The organism is Simplicispira psychrophila DSM 11588 (genome assembly GCF_000688255.1).
GTDB classification, from domain to species: Bacteria; Pseudomonadota; Gammaproteobacteria; order Burkholderiales; family Burkholderiaceae_C; genus Simplicispira; species Simplicispira psychrophila.
In genome coordinates this window covers 157,918-175,191 of the sequence record NZ_JHYS01000006.1, presented here as the reverse complement: position 1 = coordinate 175,191, position 17,274 = coordinate 157,918, and the positions used below count along the sequence as shown (strand labels likewise).

18 protein-coding genes are annotated in these 17,274 nt (G+C 60.8%); 9 read left to right on the top strand and 9 right to left on the bottom strand.

The window, feature by feature from the left end; translation table 11 throughout:
• Positions 1-22 precede the first annotated feature (22 nt).
• Both Q390_RS0108570 and xseB read right to left on the bottom strand, forming a co-directional pair.
• Positions 23-970: a polyprenyl synthetase family protein gene (locus Q390_RS0108570; protein WP_027995692.1), complete on the bottom strand. Its 948-nt coding sequence runs from the start codon at positions 968-970 to the stop codon at positions 23-25.
• Positions 967-1,200, bottom strand: coding sequence for an exodeoxyribonuclease VII small subunit (gene xseB / locus Q390_RS0108565; RefSeq protein ID WP_027995691.1), 234 nt, complete (start codon positions 1,198-1,200; stop codon positions 967-969). Before xseB ends, Q390_RS0108570 begins: the two co-directional genes overlap by 4 nt.
• A 255-nt stretch (positions 1,201-1,455) precedes the next feature.
• Here xseB and Q390_RS0108560 point away from each other — a divergent pair, with 255 nt between their 5' ends.
• The 4 genes from Q390_RS0108560 to flhC all read left to right on the top strand — a co-directional run bounded on the left by Q390_RS0108560 (position 1,456) and on the right by flhC (position 4,851).
• Positions 1,456-2,595, top strand: coding sequence for an aromatic ring-hydroxylating oxygenase subunit alpha (locus Q390_RS0108560; RefSeq protein ID WP_027995690.1), 1,140 nt, complete (start codon positions 1,456-1,458; stop codon positions 2,593-2,595).
• A 155-nt stretch (positions 2,596-2,750) separates the two neighbouring features.
• The gene (locus tag Q390_RS0108555) at positions 2,751-3,653 is read left to right on the top strand and encodes a sulfurtransferase (protein WP_027995689.1); all 903 of its coding nucleotides are present in this window, start codon (positions 2,751-2,753) and stop codon (positions 3,651-3,653) included.
• A gap of 224 nt (positions 3,654-3,877) precedes the next feature.
• Positions 3,878-4,207: a flagellar transcriptional regulator FlhD gene (gene flhD / locus Q390_RS0108550; RefSeq protein WP_027995688.1), complete on the top strand. Its 330-nt coding sequence runs from the start codon at positions 3,878-3,880 to the stop codon at positions 4,205-4,207.
• 50 nt (positions 4,208-4,257) lie between these two features.
• Positions 4,258-4,851: a flagellar transcriptional regulator FlhC gene (flhC, locus tag Q390_RS0108545; protein WP_084153831.1), complete on the top strand. Its 594-nt coding sequence runs from the start codon at positions 4,258-4,260 to the stop codon at positions 4,849-4,851.
• A gap of 138 nt (positions 4,852-4,989) precedes the next feature.
• Here flhC and Q390_RS0108540 read toward each other — a convergent pair whose 3' ends face one another.
• Complete coding sequence (locus Q390_RS0108540) at positions 4,990-5,565, bottom strand: FlgO family outer membrane protein (RefSeq protein WP_027995686.1); 576 nt, start codon at positions 5,563-5,565, stop codon at positions 4,990-4,992.
• A complete protein-coding gene (locus Q390_RS0108535) occupies positions 5,562-6,299 on the bottom strand; it encodes a hypothetical protein (protein ID WP_051603134.1) in 738 nt (245 codons plus the stop codon). The genes Q390_RS0108540 and Q390_RS0108535 overlap by 4 nt, the downstream gene beginning before the upstream one ends.
• Positions 6,300-6,437: 138 nt before the next feature.
• On the opposite strand from Q390_RS0108535, the gene Q390_RS0108530 reads away from it, so the two are divergent.
• Positions 6,438-7,694 carry an AI-2E family transporter gene (locus Q390_RS0108530; RefSeq protein ID WP_027995684.1) on the top strand — a complete coding sequence of 419 codons (1,257 nt, stop codon included), beginning with the start codon at positions 6,438-6,440 and terminating at the stop codon, positions 7,692-7,694.
• Positions 7,695-7,876: 182 nt separating this feature from the next.
• Here Q390_RS0108530 and Q390_RS0108525 read toward each other — a convergent pair whose 3' ends face one another.
• Together Q390_RS0108525 and orn are read right to left on the bottom strand one after the other, a co-directional pair.
• On the bottom strand, positions 7,877-9,919 hold the full coding sequence (locus tag Q390_RS0108525; RefSeq protein ID WP_027995683.1) for a DEAD/DEAH box helicase: 2,043 nt from the start codon (positions 9,917-9,919) through the stop codon (positions 7,877-7,879).
• A gap of 263 nt (positions 9,920-10,182) precedes the next feature.
• Entirely contained in the window at positions 10,183-10,794 is a 612-nt protein-coding gene (orn, locus tag Q390_RS0108520) for an oligoribonuclease (protein WP_211250433.1), read from the bottom strand.
• Here orn and Q390_RS0108515 point away from each other — a divergent pair.
• From Q390_RS0108515 to rsgA, 3 genes are read left to right on the top strand one after another with little or no spacing between them, the layout of a single operon-like run.
• Positions 10,784-12,154, top strand: coding sequence for a M48 family metallopeptidase (locus Q390_RS0108515; protein WP_211250432.1), 1,371 nt, complete (start codon positions 10,784-10,786; stop codon positions 12,152-12,154). The two genes, orn and Q390_RS0108515, sit on opposite strands and share 11 nt — an antisense overlap.
• A gap of 5 nt (positions 12,155-12,159) precedes the next feature.
• Positions 12,160-12,492: a 4a-hydroxytetrahydrobiopterin dehydratase gene (locus Q390_RS0108510; RefSeq protein WP_156949859.1), complete on the top strand. Its 333-nt coding sequence runs from the start codon at positions 12,160-12,162 to the stop codon at positions 12,490-12,492.
• Position 12,493: 1 nt separating this feature from the next.
• Complete coding sequence (rsgA, locus tag Q390_RS0108505) at positions 12,494-13,447, top strand: ribosome small subunit-dependent GTPase A (RefSeq protein ID WP_027995679.1); 954 nt, start codon at positions 12,494-12,496, stop codon at positions 13,445-13,447.
• 27 nt (positions 13,448-13,474) lie between these two features.
• On the opposite strand, the gene Q390_RS0108500 is transcribed toward rsgA, so the two are convergent.
• From Q390_RS0108500 to rplS, 3 genes are all read right to left on the bottom strand, one after another.
• On the bottom strand, positions 13,475-14,461 hold the full coding sequence (locus tag Q390_RS0108500; protein WP_027995678.1) for a CobD/CbiB family protein: 987 nt from the start codon (positions 14,459-14,461) through the stop codon (positions 13,475-13,477).
• Positions 14,462-14,555: 94 nt separating this feature from the next.
• Complete coding sequence (locus Q390_RS0108495; protein ID WP_051603139.1) at positions 14,556-15,197, bottom strand: CoA pyrophosphatase; 642 nt, start codon at positions 15,195-15,197, stop codon at positions 14,556-14,558.
• A gap of 224 nt (positions 15,198-15,421) precedes the next feature.
• Complete coding sequence (gene rplS / locus Q390_RS0108490) at positions 15,422-15,829, bottom strand: 50S ribosomal protein L19 (RefSeq protein ID WP_027995676.1); 408 nt, start codon at positions 15,827-15,829, stop codon at positions 15,422-15,424.
• Positions 15,830-16,325: 496 nt separating this feature from the next.
• Between rplS and Q390_RS18010 the strand changes: the two genes are divergently transcribed.
• Positions 16,326-17,243, top strand: coding sequence for an SGNH/GDSL hydrolase family protein (locus Q390_RS18010; protein WP_169737269.1), 918 nt, complete (start codon positions 16,326-16,328; stop codon positions 17,241-17,243).
• Positions 17,244-17,274 lie beyond the last annotated feature (31 nt).

The window sequence follows — 17,274 nt, the reverse complement described above, 5'->3', positions numbered from 1 at the left end:
ATTGAATGAAAATCGCAGTGGTTTAACAAGAGCGATCCACCACCATGTCGGCCAACGCAGCCAGTGCGCCCTGCTGCGGCAAGCCACTGGCGTGCAGCGCGGCATGGGCTTGCTGACGCAATTGCCCAGCGTAGGCCTGGGCCCGCTGCAGCCCCATCAGTGAGACATAGGTGGGCTTGTGGTCCGCAGCATCCTTGCCGGCGGTTTTACCCAGCGTGTCAGAGTCGGCAGTGACATCCAAAATATCGTCCACCACCTGAAACGCCAACCCCAGGGCGGTGCCATAAGCCTGCAGTGCAGCCAGCGCGGGCACATCGGCATGACCACAGGCAGCACCCATCATCACGCTGCCTTGTAACAGGGCTCCGGTCTTGAGCTGGTGCATGTGGCGCAATTGCCCCTCGTCCAGCGCCAGCCCGACGCTGGCCAGATCAATCGCCTGCCCACCCGCCATACCGGCCGAGCCAGCCGCATGGGCCAGCAAGCGGCACAGCCGTGCCTGCACCGGCGCCGAGACGGCCGGGTCATCGGGAGTCAGCAGCTCAAACGCCAGCGCCTGCAGCGCGTCGCCCGCCAGCAAGGCACGGGCCTCACCAAACTGCACGTGCACGGTAGGCTTGCCACGGCGCAACACGTCGTTGTCCATGCACGGCATGTCGTCGTGGACCAATGAATAGGCGTGGATCAATTCGACCGCACAGGCAGCGCGCAGGGCCGCATCGTCCAGCGTCTTGCTGCGCACTGCTCCATCGGCTGGGGCAACAGCGTCGCGCGCCGCCAGCACCAACAGCGGGCGCAGACGCTTGCCGCCATCGAGCACGGCATAGCGCATGGCTTCGCCCAGCCCAGCCGGAGCATCGGTGCCGACCCAGCGCGACAAAGCCTGCTCGACACACACCATAGGCTGTTGCATCCAGAGTGGCAAATCAAAGGCAGGCGCATCTGGCACGCACTGCTGCACGGTGCTCATGATTGGTTCAAGGGCTTTAAAGCACCGTCATCCAGCACGCCAACTTGATCTTGCACGGCATCTAGCCGATCACGGCAAAAAGCCAGCAGCACTTCGCTGCGCTGGTAAGCGGCCTGCATTTCCTCAAGCGGCAATTGGCCAGACTCGACGCTGCGAATCAGCTGCTCTAATTCCTCCAGCGCTATTTCATAAGTGGCTGGAGCAGTGGTTTTGGGCTTGGGCTTGGGCATAGAAAAACGGCGGCGGATTGGGTAAAGCTGTCAATTTTAGGCCGATACGCACACCGGGCCACGCGTGTGCCGCAGCCCCCTGTCGCGGATGCAGGCCAATACACGGATAGGCACGACGGGAATATCCGCTGACAATAACCCCAACTCCTATAATCCCATTTCTCTTCAACCGGCACTGTGCCGGTTTCTTTTTTTGCGCTCTGGCGCATTTCTTTCACCTCTTCTCCCTGTGGGGAGTCTTTAGGTCAGGTCAATATGACTGATTTAAGTCTTCGACTGCAGCCGGCTGCAAGCCAACTACCAGTTTCAAGCTATTTCGATGAGGCGCTGTTCCAGTGCGAGCTGGAGACTCTCTTCCAGCGCGGGCCTCGCTATGTGGGGCACCAGTTGAGCGTCCCTAACCCGGGCGACTACTACGCCCTGCCGCAAGAAGGCGGCGGCCGCGCGCTGGTGCGCAACCCGCATGGCCAGGTCGAACTCATCTCCAACGTCTGCCGCCACCGCCAAGCCATCATGTTGCAAGGGCGCGGCTCGCTGCAGGAGCACCAGAAAGGCAGCGCTGGTGGCAACATCGTCTGCCCGGTGCACCGCTGGACCTACAGCCCCAGCGGCGATTTGCTGGGCGCGCCGCACTTTACCCACGACCCGTGTCTGAACCTGAAAAATTACCCGCTGCGCGAGTGGAACGGCTTGTTGTTCGAGGACAACGGCCACGACATCGAAGCCGATCTGGCCAGCATGGGTCCCCGTGCGCAACTATCGTTTGAGGGCTTTACCCTGGACCGCACCGAGCTGCACGAGTGCAACTACAACTGGAAGACCTTTATCGAGGTCTATCTAGAGGACTACCACGTCGGCCCCTTTCACCCTGGACTGGGCAACTTTGTCACCTGCGACGATCTGGAGTGGGAGTTCAAAAAAGAATATTCAGTGCAAACCGTCGGCGTGGCCTCCACCTTTGGCCAGCCGGGCTCGGCCGTGTACAAAAAATGGCACGAGGTGCTGCTGCAGTACCGCCAAGGCCAACTGCCCGAGCGCGGCGCCATCTGGCTGACCTATTACCCGCACATCATGGTCGAGTGGTATCCGCATGTGCTCACCGTCTCGACGCTGCACCCGGTCAGCCCGCGCAAGACGCTCAACATGGTCGAGTTTTATTACCCCGAAGAAATTACCGCCTTCGAGCGCGAATTCGTCCAAGCGCAGCAAGCGGCCTATATGGAAACCTGCATCGAGGACGATGAAATCGGCGAGCGCATGGATACCGGGCGCAAAGCACTGCTGGCACGCGGCGACAACGAAGTCGGCCCCTACCAAAGCCCGATGGAAGACGGCATGCAGCACTTTCACGCGTGGTACCGCGCCGCCATGGGCGCAGACAGCCTGCTGCGATAAGCGGCAACAGCTATCATAAAAGTAGCTATTAGCGCTTATCGCATAAGCGCTTCAGGCTGTTTACCCTTAAAAAAACCCATCTGCCAGATCAGACAGATGGGCGTTTTTGCGCAAAAAAGCCACAATCACGCCATCGCTTTTTTGTTGCCTCCAACATGACCTACACCACCCTGATCTCTGCCCCCGCACTACAAGCTCTGCGCACCAGTGGTGCCCCGTTGATGGTGTTTGACTGCAGTTTTGACCTAGCCCAGCCCAGCGCCGGCCAAGAGCAATACCGCAACAGCCATATCCCCGGCGCGGTATACGCACACCTCGACACCGCACTGAGCGCACTGCACGGCGCGCCCGGGGCCCACGGCGCGGTGATCACCGCCAGCGAGGCCGACACGCCCGTCTCAGGGGGGCGCCACCCTTTGCCCAGCCGCGAAAAATTCGCCATCTGGCTGTCCAGCGTGGGCTTTGCGAACTCCATGCAGGCGGTGGTGTATGACCGCCAGGGCAGCGCCTTTTGCGGCCGTCTGTGGTGGATGCTGAAGTGGCTGGGACACGATGCCGTAGCCGTCCTCGATGGCGGCCTGCCCGCCTGGCAAGGCCAGAGCGGCGAACTGGCGCAGGGCGATGAAGCGGCACATTTTCAGAGCAACTTTCGCCTCAGCCCACCGCTGCGCCAGATGGTCAGCGCGCAACAGGTCTGGGCACGCCTGCAGCAGCCGGGCCAAACACTGATCGACGCCCGGGCCGCGCCCCGTTATCGCGGTGAGGTCGAGCCCCTGGATCCGGTCGCCGGCCATATTCCGGGCGCGCTGAATCGCCCCTTTACCGACAACTTCACACCGGACGGACTGTTCAAGAGCCCTGCACTGCTGCGCACCGAGTTTGAGGCCCTGCTGGCCGGGCGCACGCCCGCCAGCGCCGTGCACCACTGTGGCAGCGGCGTCACAGCCAACCCCAATGTGCTCGCCATGGAGCTGGCCGGACTCGGAAAAACCACGTTATTTGCAGGCAGCTGGAGCGAATGGTGCAGTGATTCGGCGCGGCCGGTAGAGCGCGGCTGAGGTGTTTTATCGCCCCCAGTGCAGCATTACCGGGCGCTGCGGGCAGGACCTGCCAGGCTGCAAGCTTTGTAAGGTAAACACCTACAAGACCCGTTACAAAACCAGACACTCGGCACAGCAATCCCCCGACTTAATTTTTGATTGGATCGAATTCACAATCCATTTCAACGGATCAGGCACATGCATACAGCGTGAAAGACGGTCCGAAATGAAAAGGATGACCCATGACGAACGAACAATTGCTGGCTGAGATTCGCGAAACCAACCTGACCTACCTGATGTTGGCGCAGACCCTAATTCGCCGGGACAAGGCCGAAGCCGTCTTTCGTCTGGGCATGAACGAAGAGGCTGCCGATATTCTCAGCTCTTTGTCCGCAGCACAACTGATGAAATTGGCCTCGAGAAACACCCTTCTTTGCAGCTTTCGCGTCGATGACAACTTGGTGTGGAGCTTGCTCACCAACCACAACACGCCCAAGAAGATCGGTAACGACGCCACCAACACGCTGCACGCCAACATCCTCATGGCCAGCCGCGTCTCGGAAGTGCTCTAAGCCCCCTTGCGCCCCCACCAGCACCCCGCGACACGCCTCAGGAGCCCGATATGACCGCCACTGCCACCGACACTACCCTGGCCGCTGCCGCAGCGCCCAAAAGCGCCAAAGCTCCCCCCAAGAGCGTCCTGAATGAATCGCGCCAGATCGAGCGCGCTGCCATGCTGATTGAAATGGGCGCGCGGATGCAGGTGCTCGAATCAGAAACCACGCTGTCCTACGAGCGCCTGATTCGCCTCTACAAGGAAGTGGCCGGCAAGTCGCCCTCCAAGGGCCAACTGCCGTTCTCGACCGATTGGTTCCTGACGTGGCAGGAAAACATCCACAGCTCGCTGTTCCTGAACATCTACGAGTACCTGTCCAAGGGCGTGGACCTGGACGCGGTCGACCTGCTGACCAAAGCCTACCGCCTGTACAACGAGCAGATCGTCATTGCCCAGGTCGAACCGCTGCTGTCGTTCACGCGCGCCTGGCGCCTGGTGAAGTTTGTCGATGCCGGCATGCTGACGCGCACCAAGTGCTCCCAGTGCAGCGGCCAGTTTGTCACCGAGCTGTATGAAAACCGCCACTACGTCTGCGGCCTGTGCAACCCACCCGCACGCGCTGGAAAAAGCAAGAACGCCGGCTCACTGATGCTGCACTAAATTTTAGAATTTTGATTAAATAGGGCTCAAACGCTTGCACAGCAAGCGCCTCTAGCTATCAAAATAACAAACCCGGCCTGCGCGCCGGGTTTGTTATGTCTGGAACAGGCCCAGGCCAGCAAGGCCTGGAATACCCACTCAGCGCTCGAACAACAGCGCGCGCACATTCTCATCCATCGGCAGGGCATAGTCGCTCGCCGCTACCACCGTGTTGCCCACCGGATTGACCAGCTTGAGGCTGACATACAGCGTTTGCGCCGAGACAGCATAGGTGCCCACCACCACCGCCTGCGCGTCGTGCTGCTGGCTGACCTCGCTCAATTGGCGCGACAACAGCAGTTCGCCCTGGTGGGGCTGCAAAAACACACTCTCGCGCAATTTGAGTTCTGTCACTGGCACACCGCGCTGCACCAAGCGCCCAGCAATCTGCTCAGAAAAAATACGGCCCAGACGCGAGGATTCACCCAGTCGATCCACATTGACCAAGGTCGCCACCAGCACGCTGCGCTGCGGATCGAGCACCGCACCCTGCAGCAACACATCCACAGCGTGGTAATTGGCCAGCAACACATCGGTGCGCGGCTGCGCCAGCGGCTGCCCCGAGACCGAACGGCTGTGCATCACCTCGCTGTTCTCACCATAGTAATAACGGGCGCAACCAGACAACCCCAGAGCGCTGGCAGCGACCAGCAGGCAGATAAGGAGGTGCTTCATGGCGTCACCACCCGCCAGGTCTTGGTGGGCGTCGGCGGCGGTGGAGGCGGTGGAGGCGGTGGCTCCAGGTAGAGCGTGGCATCGTCCGGCGCGATGTAATACACATCGGCGGTGCGCGCCAGATAGCGGCTGCCACCCTCCAGTGAAGTGGTGATCAGCACCTCGGTGCGCGTCGGCCCACCAGCGGCGGCGCCGTCCGTGAACAGGCGGTTGACATCAAGCAGCGCACCTGTCGCCAGCGCACCCACGGTAAAAGACAACGGGCTGTGGGCATACGTAATGGCGTCACGCGCCACCGCCACGCCGGCGGCCAGCGTGGTGAAGGGCATCTGCACCAGGTTGGACACTGGCGCCGGGTGCCGCACCACCTGGGTATCAAACGTCAGCACTACCGCGGTCGGCTCAGTGGACAAATACAAGCCCCGATCCAGCAGGCGCGTGATCAAGAGCTTGCGAAAGCCCTGATTGAAGCTGGAATCGGTGGCCGGCACGATGTAGATGGGGTATTCGTCCTGCGGCCAGTCGCTGATTTTTCCGGCGATACGGCCGGCCACGTCATCGGCCAGCACGTCCCAGTGGTGCACGGCACGGGCTTTTTTCTGTCCGGTGGCGGAATAATTGTCGGCGCGCGGCACGTCCAGCGTGGAGCAGCCGCTGGCCAGCCATGCCGCCGCCAACAGCGCCAGCCAACGGGCGGTGCGACGGGGCGCACAGCAGGGATGAGGAATTTGCATGGCTCAGATGGTAGCGCCACAACGCCCCCTGCCATCGCCAAAACAATGCCGCTTTTCAAGGCCCTTTTAGCTGCTGTGTGGCGCACAAATACGATGGCCACCTACGCCGGGCGCTGCCGCGCAGGGAGAAAATACGCCATGTCCACCCCCCCCACGCTTTCCCCTGAGTTGCCTCCTGCCACTCCCGGTCCCGCCGAAGCCGCAGCGACTCCGGCCCCTGCCCAGCTGCCGATGCAGGCGCAGGCAGATATCCCCACCAACGTGCCCACAGACACAATGCCAGAACCTACGCCCCTGCGCCTGCACACGCCCGTGGATGTGCGCAGCCTCTCCCTGGCCCTGCTGGCGCTGTTTGCCAGTGTGGCCGTGCTGCACTGGGCGGCAGCAGTGTTTATTCCGGTGGCGGTGAGCGTGCTGATGGTCAGCGCTCTCTCCCCTGCCGTAGGCGCGCTGCAGCGCTGGCATGTGCCGCGCTGGCTCGGCGCGGCGGTGCTGCTGCTGGCACTGGTGGGCGGCCTGGGCGCGGCAGCGATGCAACTGAGCGACGGCGCCACCCAGGTGATCGAATCATTGCCAGTGGCCGTGCAGAAGGTGCGCGATACCCTGCGCAGCCGCGCCCGCCAAGGGCCCGGGGCACTGGAAAAAGTGCAAAAAGCCGCCACCCAGATTGAGCAGGCCGCCGCCGAAAATGGCAGTGCGCCCACCACGCTGCGCGGTGTGCAGCGGGTGCAGATCGAGCGCGCGCCGCTCAACATCCGCGACTACCTGTGGAGCGGCACCATCGGGGTGATGTCTGCGTTGGGGCAGTTCACGGTGGTGGTGTTTCTGACCTTTTTTGCCCTCATCTCAGGCGATATTTTTCGGCGCAAGCTGGTGCGCATTGCCGGGCCGAGCCTGGAGCGCAAAAAAGTGACCGTGCAGGTCCTGGGCGAGATCACCGCACAAATCCAGCGCTATCTGCTGGTGCAGGCACTGACCAGCGTGGTGGTCGGACTCACCACCGGCGCAGCCTATGCGGCCCTGGGTCTGCAAAACGCAATGGTCTGGGGCGTGCTGGCGGGGACCCTGAATCTGGTGCCGTACATCGGCTCGATTGTCATTACGGGCACCTCGGCCATGATGGCCTTCCTGCAGTTTGGCACGCTGGACATGGCGCTGGCCGTGGGCGGCAGCTCGCTGCTGATCCACACGCTGGTAGGCAACCTGCTGACGCCTTGGCTGACCAGTCGCACTAGCAGCATGAGCCCAGTCGCCGTATTTGTCAGCGTGCTCGCCTGGGGCTGGCTGTGGGGCCTGTGGGGCTTGCTGCTGGGCATTCCGATCATGATGGGCGTGAAAGCCATTTGTGATCGGGTGGATGATCTGAAGGCGATCGGCGAACTGCTCGGCCATTAGCAGCCCGTTGGGTTGGATACAACCCAACCTACGGTACCAATTTATGCTTCTTTTGGCCTCTAGCCTTTTAAATACGTGCGCTAGTAGCTATTAATTTTGATGCCGAGCATTGGACGAAAAAAAAACCGTCTCTATTGAAAGAGCCGGTTTTTTTGTTGTTAGCGGTTAGCCGCTAGCAGCGATTAACGTGCTGGGCGGGCTGGGCGCTTGTGTGCATCGCCGCGCGGTGTGAATGGCTTGCCGCCACCTGCACCGCCGGGGCCGCCAGCACCGGGCTTAGAAAACGCTGGCTTGCGAGGCGCAAAGCTGTCGTTGTCACGGCGCGGGGCAAAATCGCCACGGGGAGCACCGCCGCCTTCATTGCGCGGAGCAAAGGCGGGACGTGGGCTGTCGCCAAACGCTGGCTTGCGCGGAGCAAAACCTTCGTTGTCACGGCGTGGCGCAAAACCACGGTCTTCACGTGGGGCGCCAAAATTGCCGCCACCACCGCCACCGAATCCACCCCGGTCGTCAGGACGGCCTTGGGTACGCTGGCGGTCATTGAAACCGCTGGCGCCGCCGAAGTTGCGCTCACCACGGTCACTGCGCTCACGATCGCCGCCGAAGCCACCACCACCGCCACCGCCAAAACCACCACGGTCACCGCCGCCGAAGCCACGTGCGCCGCCACCACTACCGCCGCCAAACTTGCCACGCGATGGAGCACCACGGCCTGCGCCGCCGAAGTCACCTTGTGGACGGCTGCCGCCCTGGGGGAAGCGCTGCACCGGCTCCAGGCCCGGAATGACCTCGGCCTTGAACTGCTGGTGGCTATAGCCTTCGATGTCGAAAATCTTGCGACGGTCGCGGAATTCGGCAAACGTCACGGCCAGACCATCGCGGCCCGCGCGGCCGGTACGGCCAATGCGGTGGGTGTAGTCCTCAGCCTTCATGGGCAGGCCGTAGTTGAAAACGTGGGTCACGGTGGGCACGTCAATGCCGCGCGCGGCCACATCGGTAGCCACCAAAATCTGGACTTCGCCGCCGCGCAGTGCCATCAGGCGGCGATTGCGCAAGCCTTGGCTCAGAGCACCGTGCAACGCGACGGCGCTAAAACCTTCTTGTTGCAGGTCGGCAGCCAAGCCGTCGCATTCGACTTGGGTGCTGGCAAATACGATGGCCTGGTTGATGGTGGTGTCACGCAACCAGTGGTCCAGCATCTTGCGCTTGTGCTGTGCGTTGTCCGCCCAATACAGCACCTGCTTGATGTTGGCGTGCTTTTCGTGCGGCGTGTCGATCTGGATCTTCTTGACCGAAGAACCCCCGTCACGCATCACGCGCATGGCCAGCTGCTGAATGCGCGGCGCAAACGTGGCACTGAACATCATGGTTTGCTTGCGCTGGCTGGTCAGCTGGTTGATGTCGGCCAAGTCGTCCGAGAAGCCCAAGTCGAGCATACGGTCGGCTTCGTCCACCACCAAAAATTGCACCTTGTCGAGCTTGATTTGCATCGAGCGCTGCAAGTCGAGCAAACGGCCGGGGGTAGCCACCACCAAGTCAGCGTTTTGCAGTTTGGCAATTTGCAATTGGTACGGCATACCGCCGACCACGTTGGCCACGCGCAGGCCACGGGCGTGTTTGACCAAGTCAATCGCGTCGTGCGCCACTTGCTGGGCCAGCTCGCGGGTCGGGCAAACAATCAGCGCACCGGGCACGGCGGGCTTGAAGTTGCGCTGGTTGGTCGGGTCTTTGCGCTTGGCGCGCTTGGGAGGCGCTTCGCCACGGGCAACGGCCTCGGCGACGGATTGATCGTATTCAGCGCGCAAGGCAGCTTCGGCTTCGGCTTGTTGGCGGATCAGCGTGTGCAGCACCGGCAGCAAGAAGGCGGCGGTTTTACCGCTACCGGTCTGGCTGGAAACCATCAGGTCGATAAAGCGGCCACCTTCAGCGCCAGCGCCCATGGCCAAGGGAATAGCCTTGTCTTGCACGCTGGTCGGCTGGGTGTAGCCCAGGTCGGCCACGGCTTGCACCAACTCGGGGGCCAAGCCCATTGCGATAAAGCCATTGGGCTTGGCGGTCACGGCAACGTCGTCAGCCTCATCAGAGACGGCGGCAGCCACAGGAGCCGTAGCGGCAGCAGCTGCTGCGATAGCAGCCACAGCGTCTATAGCGCTGTGCACAGCAACGTCAGCAACAAAAGAGTCAGCAGGCGCGAAGTCGCCCTGCACTTGGAAAGTGTCAGTCATATTTTTTCTCACACGAAAGCGAACACCGGCGTGGCCGGCGGTGGCATCGTCAATGGTTAAAAAACATCAACCATCAAACGAAACCTGCACTAGCGTGGCCGGTGCGGCTGGGTATTTATGGCGATACGCAAGAGGCAAAACAATGTGCTCTTGGCGTTCACGACCCGGCGTGTGAGGGGAGATGCGCAATCTGCACAGCGAATATGCGGTGCAGCCGGTAATTATGCCATGGATACGGGTTTTCCCGCAAGCCCCGAAAGACCCTATAACGCAAAAAGTTGTGCACGGTAGTGCGCCAGCTCATCGATCGACTCGTACACATCGGCCAGCGCCGTGTGTTTTTGCGCTTTCTTGAAACTGGAGTAGGCCGTCGGCTTCCAGCGCTTGGCCAGCTCTTTCAGCGTGCTGACATCGACGTTGCGATAGTGGAAGAACGCTTCCAGTTTGGGCATGTACAACGCCAAAAAACGCCGGTCCTGCCCAATGCTGTTGCCGCACAGTGGCACTTTGCCCTTGGGCACGTAATGCCGCAAGAACTGCAAAATTTGCTCTTGCGCCTGCTCTTCGGTCAGCGTCGAGGCTTTGACTTTTTCAATCAGCCCACTGCGGCCGTGCGTACCCTTGTTCCAGGCATCCATCTGGCCCAGCAGTTCATCGGACTGGTGCACCACCAGCACCGGGCCTTCGGTGGGCATTTCCAGATTCGGCCCGGTGACGACTACGGCAATTTCAATGATGCGTTCTTTTTGCGGATTCAAGCCGGTCATTTCGCAGTCCAGCCAGACCAGGTTCTGGTCGGATTTGGCCAGGATGGGCACGGGCAAAGCCGGCGATTCGGGGGGTGATAAAGGAGAGGTTTCTGACATGCGCGCCATTGTCGCCTATGCCCTACACTCGCGCGTCATGCCTGAACTGCCTGTGGCCCCGTCCGCCTCCCTCCCCCCTTCTTTGATCCTGACCCTGGCTTTTGCTGCCACTTTGGTGCTCGGTCTGCTGCTGAAATTTTGGCTGGCTTCGCGCCAGATTCGCCATGTGGCGCGCCACCGCAGCGCCGTGCCGGCCGCTTTTACCCAACGCATCACGCTCGAAGCACACCAGAAAGCCGCCGACTACACCCTCGTCAAAGCGCGCTTCAGCCTGTTGGAAATGGCCCTCGGCGCCGCCGTGCTGCTGAGCTGGACGGTACTGGGCGGACTCGACGCGCTCAACCAATGGCTGCTGCAAGCGCTGGGCAGCGGCATGGGACAGCAACTGGCGCTGCTGGCGGCGTTTGTGCTGATCAGCAGCTTGATCGATCTGCCGGCCACGCTGTACCAGACCTTTGTTGTCGAACAGCGCTTTGGCTTCAACCAGATGACACCGCGCCTGTGGCTGGGTGATCTGCTCAAATCCACGCTGATTGGCGCACTGATCGGCCTGCCCATAGCCGCGCTGATCCTGTGGCTGATGGGCGCTGCTGGCAGCCTGTGGTGGTTGTGGGCCTGGGCGTTCTGGATGGGTTTCAACCTGCTGCTGATGGTGGTCTACCCAACCTTTATTGCACCGCTGTTCAACAAATTTCAGCCACTCGAAGACGAATCGCTCAAAGCGCGCGTCACGGCCCTGATGCAGCGCTGCGGTTTTGCCGCCAAGGGACTGTTTGTCATGGACGGCAGCCGGCGCAGTGCCCATGCCAACGCCTATTTCACTGGCTTTGGCGCCGCCAAGCGCGTGGTGTTTTACGACACGCTGCTGCGCCAGCTCTCCCCGAGCGAGGTCGAAGCCGTGCTGGCACACGAACTGGGCCACTTCAAGCACCGCCACATCCTGCGCCGCATGGCGCTGCTGTTTGCCCTAAGCCTGGCCGGCTTTGCACTGCTGGGTTGGCTGATGGCACAAGAATGGTTTTACAGCGGTCTGGGCGTGCGCCCCAGCTTGGCAATGCTGGTCTCGGGCGTCCCCACCGCCTCCAACGATGCCCTGGCACTGCTGCTGTTTCTACTGGTGGTGCCGGTGTTTACCGTCTTTCTGGGGCCGCTATTTGCCGGCCTGTCGCGCCGCGATGAATTCCAGGCTGACGCCTACGCCATGGCCCAGGCCGACGGCGCGGATCTGGCCTCAGCCCTGCTCACGCTGTACCAAGACAACGCCGCCACCTTGACGCCCGACCCGGTGTATGTGCAGTTTTATTATTCGCACCCACCCGCCAGCGCACGCTTGGCGCGCCTGCCTGCGTCCACCCCTTCACCTGCCTGAACACTATGACAAAAAATAAGACAAAAGAGGCTGAAACGCATACCAAGCGTGTGCTTATAGCTACAGAAATAGCAGCAGAACTAGCACACCTAGAAGGCTGGACCTTGCACGGCGACGGCGCGGCTGTGGCCATCGAAAAAACCTACCGCTTCGCCAACTACTACCAGACCCTGGCCTTCGTCAATGCCGTGGCCTTCATTGCCCACGCGCAAAACCACCACCCCGACCTGTCGGTGTATTACGACCGCTGCGTGGTGCGCCTGCAAACGCACGCTGTGGCCGGTCTCTCGGCCAGCGATTTCGACTGCGCCGCACGCTTTGACGCGCTGGGCGCCTGACATGAACCAGCGCAGCGCTCTGCATCCTGGTTTGGTGGTCGCCAGCCATGGCCGCCATTGCATGGTCGAATCGCCCGACGGCACGCGCCGCATCTGCCATCCGCGCGGCAAGAAAAGCCAGTCGGTGGTCGGTGACGAGGTCCTGTGGCAAGCCGCGCCTGCCGGCCAAGGCGACGAAGGCACCATCGAAAAAGTGCAGGAGCGGCGCAATCTGTTCTATCGCCAGGATGAGATCCGCACCAAGTCTTTTGCTGCCAATTTGGACCAAGTGCTGATCCTGATCGCTGCCGAGCCGGTGTTCTCAGAAAGCCAGCTGGCGCGCGCCCTGATTGCCGCTGAAGCAGCGCATATCAAGCCACTGATTGCGCTGAACAAGACTGACTTGGTCGAGCCCTTCGCCCGCGCCTGGGAGCGCCTGCTGCCCTACCGGCGCATGGCCAGCGCCGACGGCCAGCACCACTACGGCGTGCTGGCGCTGTCACTGACCGCCTCGGGCGACGTCGATCGCGAACTGCTGATGCAGCACCTGCGCGGCAAGACCACGCTGGTGCTGGGCCCGTCGGGCTCGGGCAAAAGCACCCTGATCAATCTGCTGGTGCCCGGCGCCACCGTGTTGACCAACGAAATCTCGCAAGCGCTGAACTCTGGCAAGCACACCACCACCAGCACTGCGCTGTATTGGGTGGATGCAGAGCGCAGCACCGCGTTGATCGACTCGCCCGGCTTCCAGGAGTTTGGCCTGCAACACATCGCGCCGATGCAGCTGGCCGGCTGCATGCCCGATATTGCAGCCCATGCCACAGCGTGCAAGTTCTACAACTGCACCCACCTGCACGAGCCCGGCTGCGGCGTGATAGAAAAGCTTAAAAACAGCGCTGACCCAGACAGCATCAGCGCCAATCGCTACAAAATATATAGCGATCTATTTGCCGAACTGGGCCAGACGCGCTACTGAGCACGGCGCGTCCGCGCCCACGCTCCTTTAACCCAGCAGGCGTGCCAGCGTGAGCAAGGCCAGCAGCAGCATCCACACCACCACCGAGCGCCAGACCAGCCCAACGACACTGCGCAGGTGACCGATTTCTGGCTCGCGCCCCGGTGTGCTGGTGCTGTCACCGATACCGACATCGGCAGAAAAGCCTTGCTGCGCCAAAGCATCCACCCGCGCCTTGAGGGCTTCACCGCCCAGGCGCACATTCAGCGCACCGGCGGTGGCGGCCAGCACCACGCCATCGTTGTCATTGGGAAAGTGCTGCGCCTGAAAGCGCCAACCTTCAATCGCCTCTTCAAAACTGCCGACCACGGCAAAACACAGTGCGGTCAGGCGTGCTGGCAGCCAGTCCACCACCATCCACGCTTTGGCAGCCGCCTCTTGCAACGCCGCGCTGGCCCGTTGCACCTCGCCGCCAGGGCGCGCCTTCCAGTAGCGCGAAACAAACTCGGCCATGCGGTAGAGCACGGCGCCCAGCGGCCCCAGGCCCAACGCTGCCAGGCCGGAATACCAGGCCAGCACGCCAAACACATGGCGGTGCGAAGCGAGCGCGGAATATTCGATGACATGACGCACCAGCTCACTGCGCGGCAAATCGCCGACATCGACCTTTTGCCAGCGTGCCAGCAGCTCGCGCGCACGCTCTGCATCGCCCTCTTCCAGGGCATCGCGCAAACCGGTGAAATGGTGGCTGAACTGGCGAAAACCCAGCGTGAGGTACAGCACCGCCACGTTCCATACCACCGCAAACGGCCAGCCCAGGCCCCAGAACAGCAACCAGTGCACCCCCAGCACCAGCAGCGCCGGCACCAGTACGGCCGCGCACCAGGCGACCCAGGCGTGGTGCGGTTTGCCGGCATCAAAATTGCGACTGACCGACAAAGACCAGGCGCGCAATCCGGCATGAATCGGGTTGCTGCCGGCCAACGGACGCGCCTGCTCGATCAGCAAGGCAAACAAGATGGCAAAGAAACTCATGGGGGGCAATGATAGCGACACAGTGGCGCGGCGCTGACCTTGCAGAAGCGCTGCGCCAGCACCTGCAGCGGCACCCGCAAAGCCTGCCTGCATCTCATGCGCGCATGAAGCGGTAAAAATTGCGCAAGATGCCCGCCGTAGCACCCCAGATGAAATGGTTTTTGGCACCGCTCTGGTAGGGCATGGAAAACCACTCGCGGCGCACACCCTGCCACTCCAAGACATGGCGCTGGTGGTGTGCCGGATCAAGCAAAAAGGCCAGCGGTACTTCAAAAATCTCCGCCACCTCGTAGGGATTCGGACGCAGCACGCACTCGGGCTGCACCAACGCCACCACCGGCGAAATGATGAACGACGAGCCGGTGACGTAGGTCGGCAAGGTGCCCAGCACTTGCACGAAGCGCGCGTCCAGCCCGACTTCTTCTTCTGCTTCGCGCAAGGCGGTGGCTACCGGGCTGAGGTCTTGCGGATCGGCGCGACCGCCCGGAAAGGCCACCTGACCCGAATGCGTGGACAAATGCACTGTCCGCTCGGTCAGCAGCACCATCGGTTGCTCGCGCAGCACGATGGGCAGCAACACCGAGGCATGGGCTGGCGGACGGGCCGAAAAGCTTTTCTCGCGCTCGACCTCAGGCAGCCAGATCGGCGGCGTGGCAAAACGCTGGCGCAAGGCCTCGGGTGTTTGCGCAGTGACAGGCACGGCGGGCAAATGCATATCGACACCCACGACAGCCATGCTGCGCGGATCAAAATCCGGCAACGTAGACCACGGCACGCAGGCCGCTGGAGCGGAAGAAGGCGGCTTGGAAGCGAGGGACACGGCAGCTCACTTAAGAAAGCACCCAGGGCGCAAATTTTGAAAAATGAAACAGGGAGAGGCCCATAAAAAAACCGCCACCAGCATATCGCTGATGGCGGTCTGGCGCTGTAGAACCGAGGTTCTACGGCTTGGACGCTGTCTTAAGCAGCAGCCACTGGGGCTGGTGCGGGTGCAGCGGCCGTCTTGTTGACGCGCTGTGGCAGCTTTTCTTTGATACGTGCCGACTTGCCGCTGCGCTCGCGCAGGTAGTACAACTTGGCGCGGCGCACGTCACCACGGCGCTTGACTTCGATCTTGGCAATCAGTGGGCTGTAGGTCTGGAACGTACGCTCCACGCCTTCGCCGTTAGAGATCTTGCGCACGGTGAAACCGCTGTTGAGGCCACGGTTGCGCTTGGCAATCACCACACCTTCGTAGGCTTGCATACGCTTGCGCGTACCTTCAACCACGTTGACGCTCACGATAACCGTGTCGCCGGGGGCAAATTCAGGCAGGGTCTTGCCGAGGCGGGCAATTTCTTCCGCTTCGAGGGTCTGGATCAGGTTCATGTTGACATTCAACGATCATGTCCGCGCCATAAGTGGCTGCATCGGGATTGACGTTCAGGCTTTGCGTTATGCGTGACATATCACGCGGGCAAAGCGGCCGGCCAGAGGATCGAAAAGCTTTCCATTATAACTATTTACCAAAACCAAAAAAGAATTGATGCATGTTCTGTTCTAGGAACGTGGCGATACTGCGTTGCAGTTTTGCTTCGTGCGGATGGACTGCTGCAGGTACTACGGGTGGCTGCGTAACATTGCTGATGCACTTGTTGGCAAGGCTGATTTCACGGTTGTAAGGTGCGCCAGTTTGGCAAGAAACCAGCAACAGGCGCTTACAAAAAGCCGTCATTTCGATAGGCAAATGGGTACGATGAGAGCCTCAAAAATGATTAATCCGCGCAATTCGATACACAGAGTGAGGTTCTTCATGAATAGCATTACGTATCTATGTGGCCGCATATTGGTCATATTTTTTGCAGTCACCCTGACTGGCACTGCCATGGCAGGACAACCCCATTACCCAGCGATGTATGTGTTCGGTGACAGTTTGTCTGACACGGGCAATGACTTTGCGGCAACAACTGCCCAGCAAATGGTGCCTGCGATTCCTCCTTCTGTCACGCCCTACGCTACCTACTGGCAAGGGCGTTTCTCAAACGGACCGGTGGCGGTGGAATACCTCTGGAAACTGGCATCCCGCAAGAACAGCGCCGAGTTGAAACCGTTTACTGTGACGGGCAGTTTAGATAAAAAATCCAGCGTGAACTTTGCTTTTGGTGGTTCAGGATCGGGCGCGCAAAACCTCACGCCCAACGGCTTTATGGTGCCTGGGCTGGTCGGACAGGTCGGGCTCTACACCACGGCGCTCGGGCGCAATAAGTCCCAATCCAATGCTCTGTACGTCATATGGTCGGGTTCCAACGATTATTTGCAAAATCTCACCCATGACCCCTATGTTGTAGTCAGCAACATAGCGAATTCGATCCGAGCGATGTACAACACCGGTGCACATAATTTCTTAGTGCCTAACCTGCCCGATTTAGGTGGTGTGCCACTGGTGAAAGCGCAAGGTGTCAGCGCACAATTCACTTTGCTTACCCAATCCCATAACGCATTGTTGACATCTGCATTGGATTCACTGGACAACTTGCCAGGCATCAAGATCGTTCGCTTGGATGTTTTCGCATTGGGCGAGGCACTACTGAAAACTGGGCTTGTCAATGCGGATGTGCCTGCGCTGGCCTTCCTCTCACCAGATACCGGCGCAGTGGATTGTCTTTTCCGTAATCCTTCCACTTGCGTTGATGTACCACTAGGCGGCTTCCTGCCACCGTTCCTATATTGGGACGTGCTTCACCCAACTACACAAATGCATAGCATCATCGGCACAGCCATGTATTCGGCATTGCTGAAATGAAACCTTCAGTCGCCTTCTATCGACTATCGCG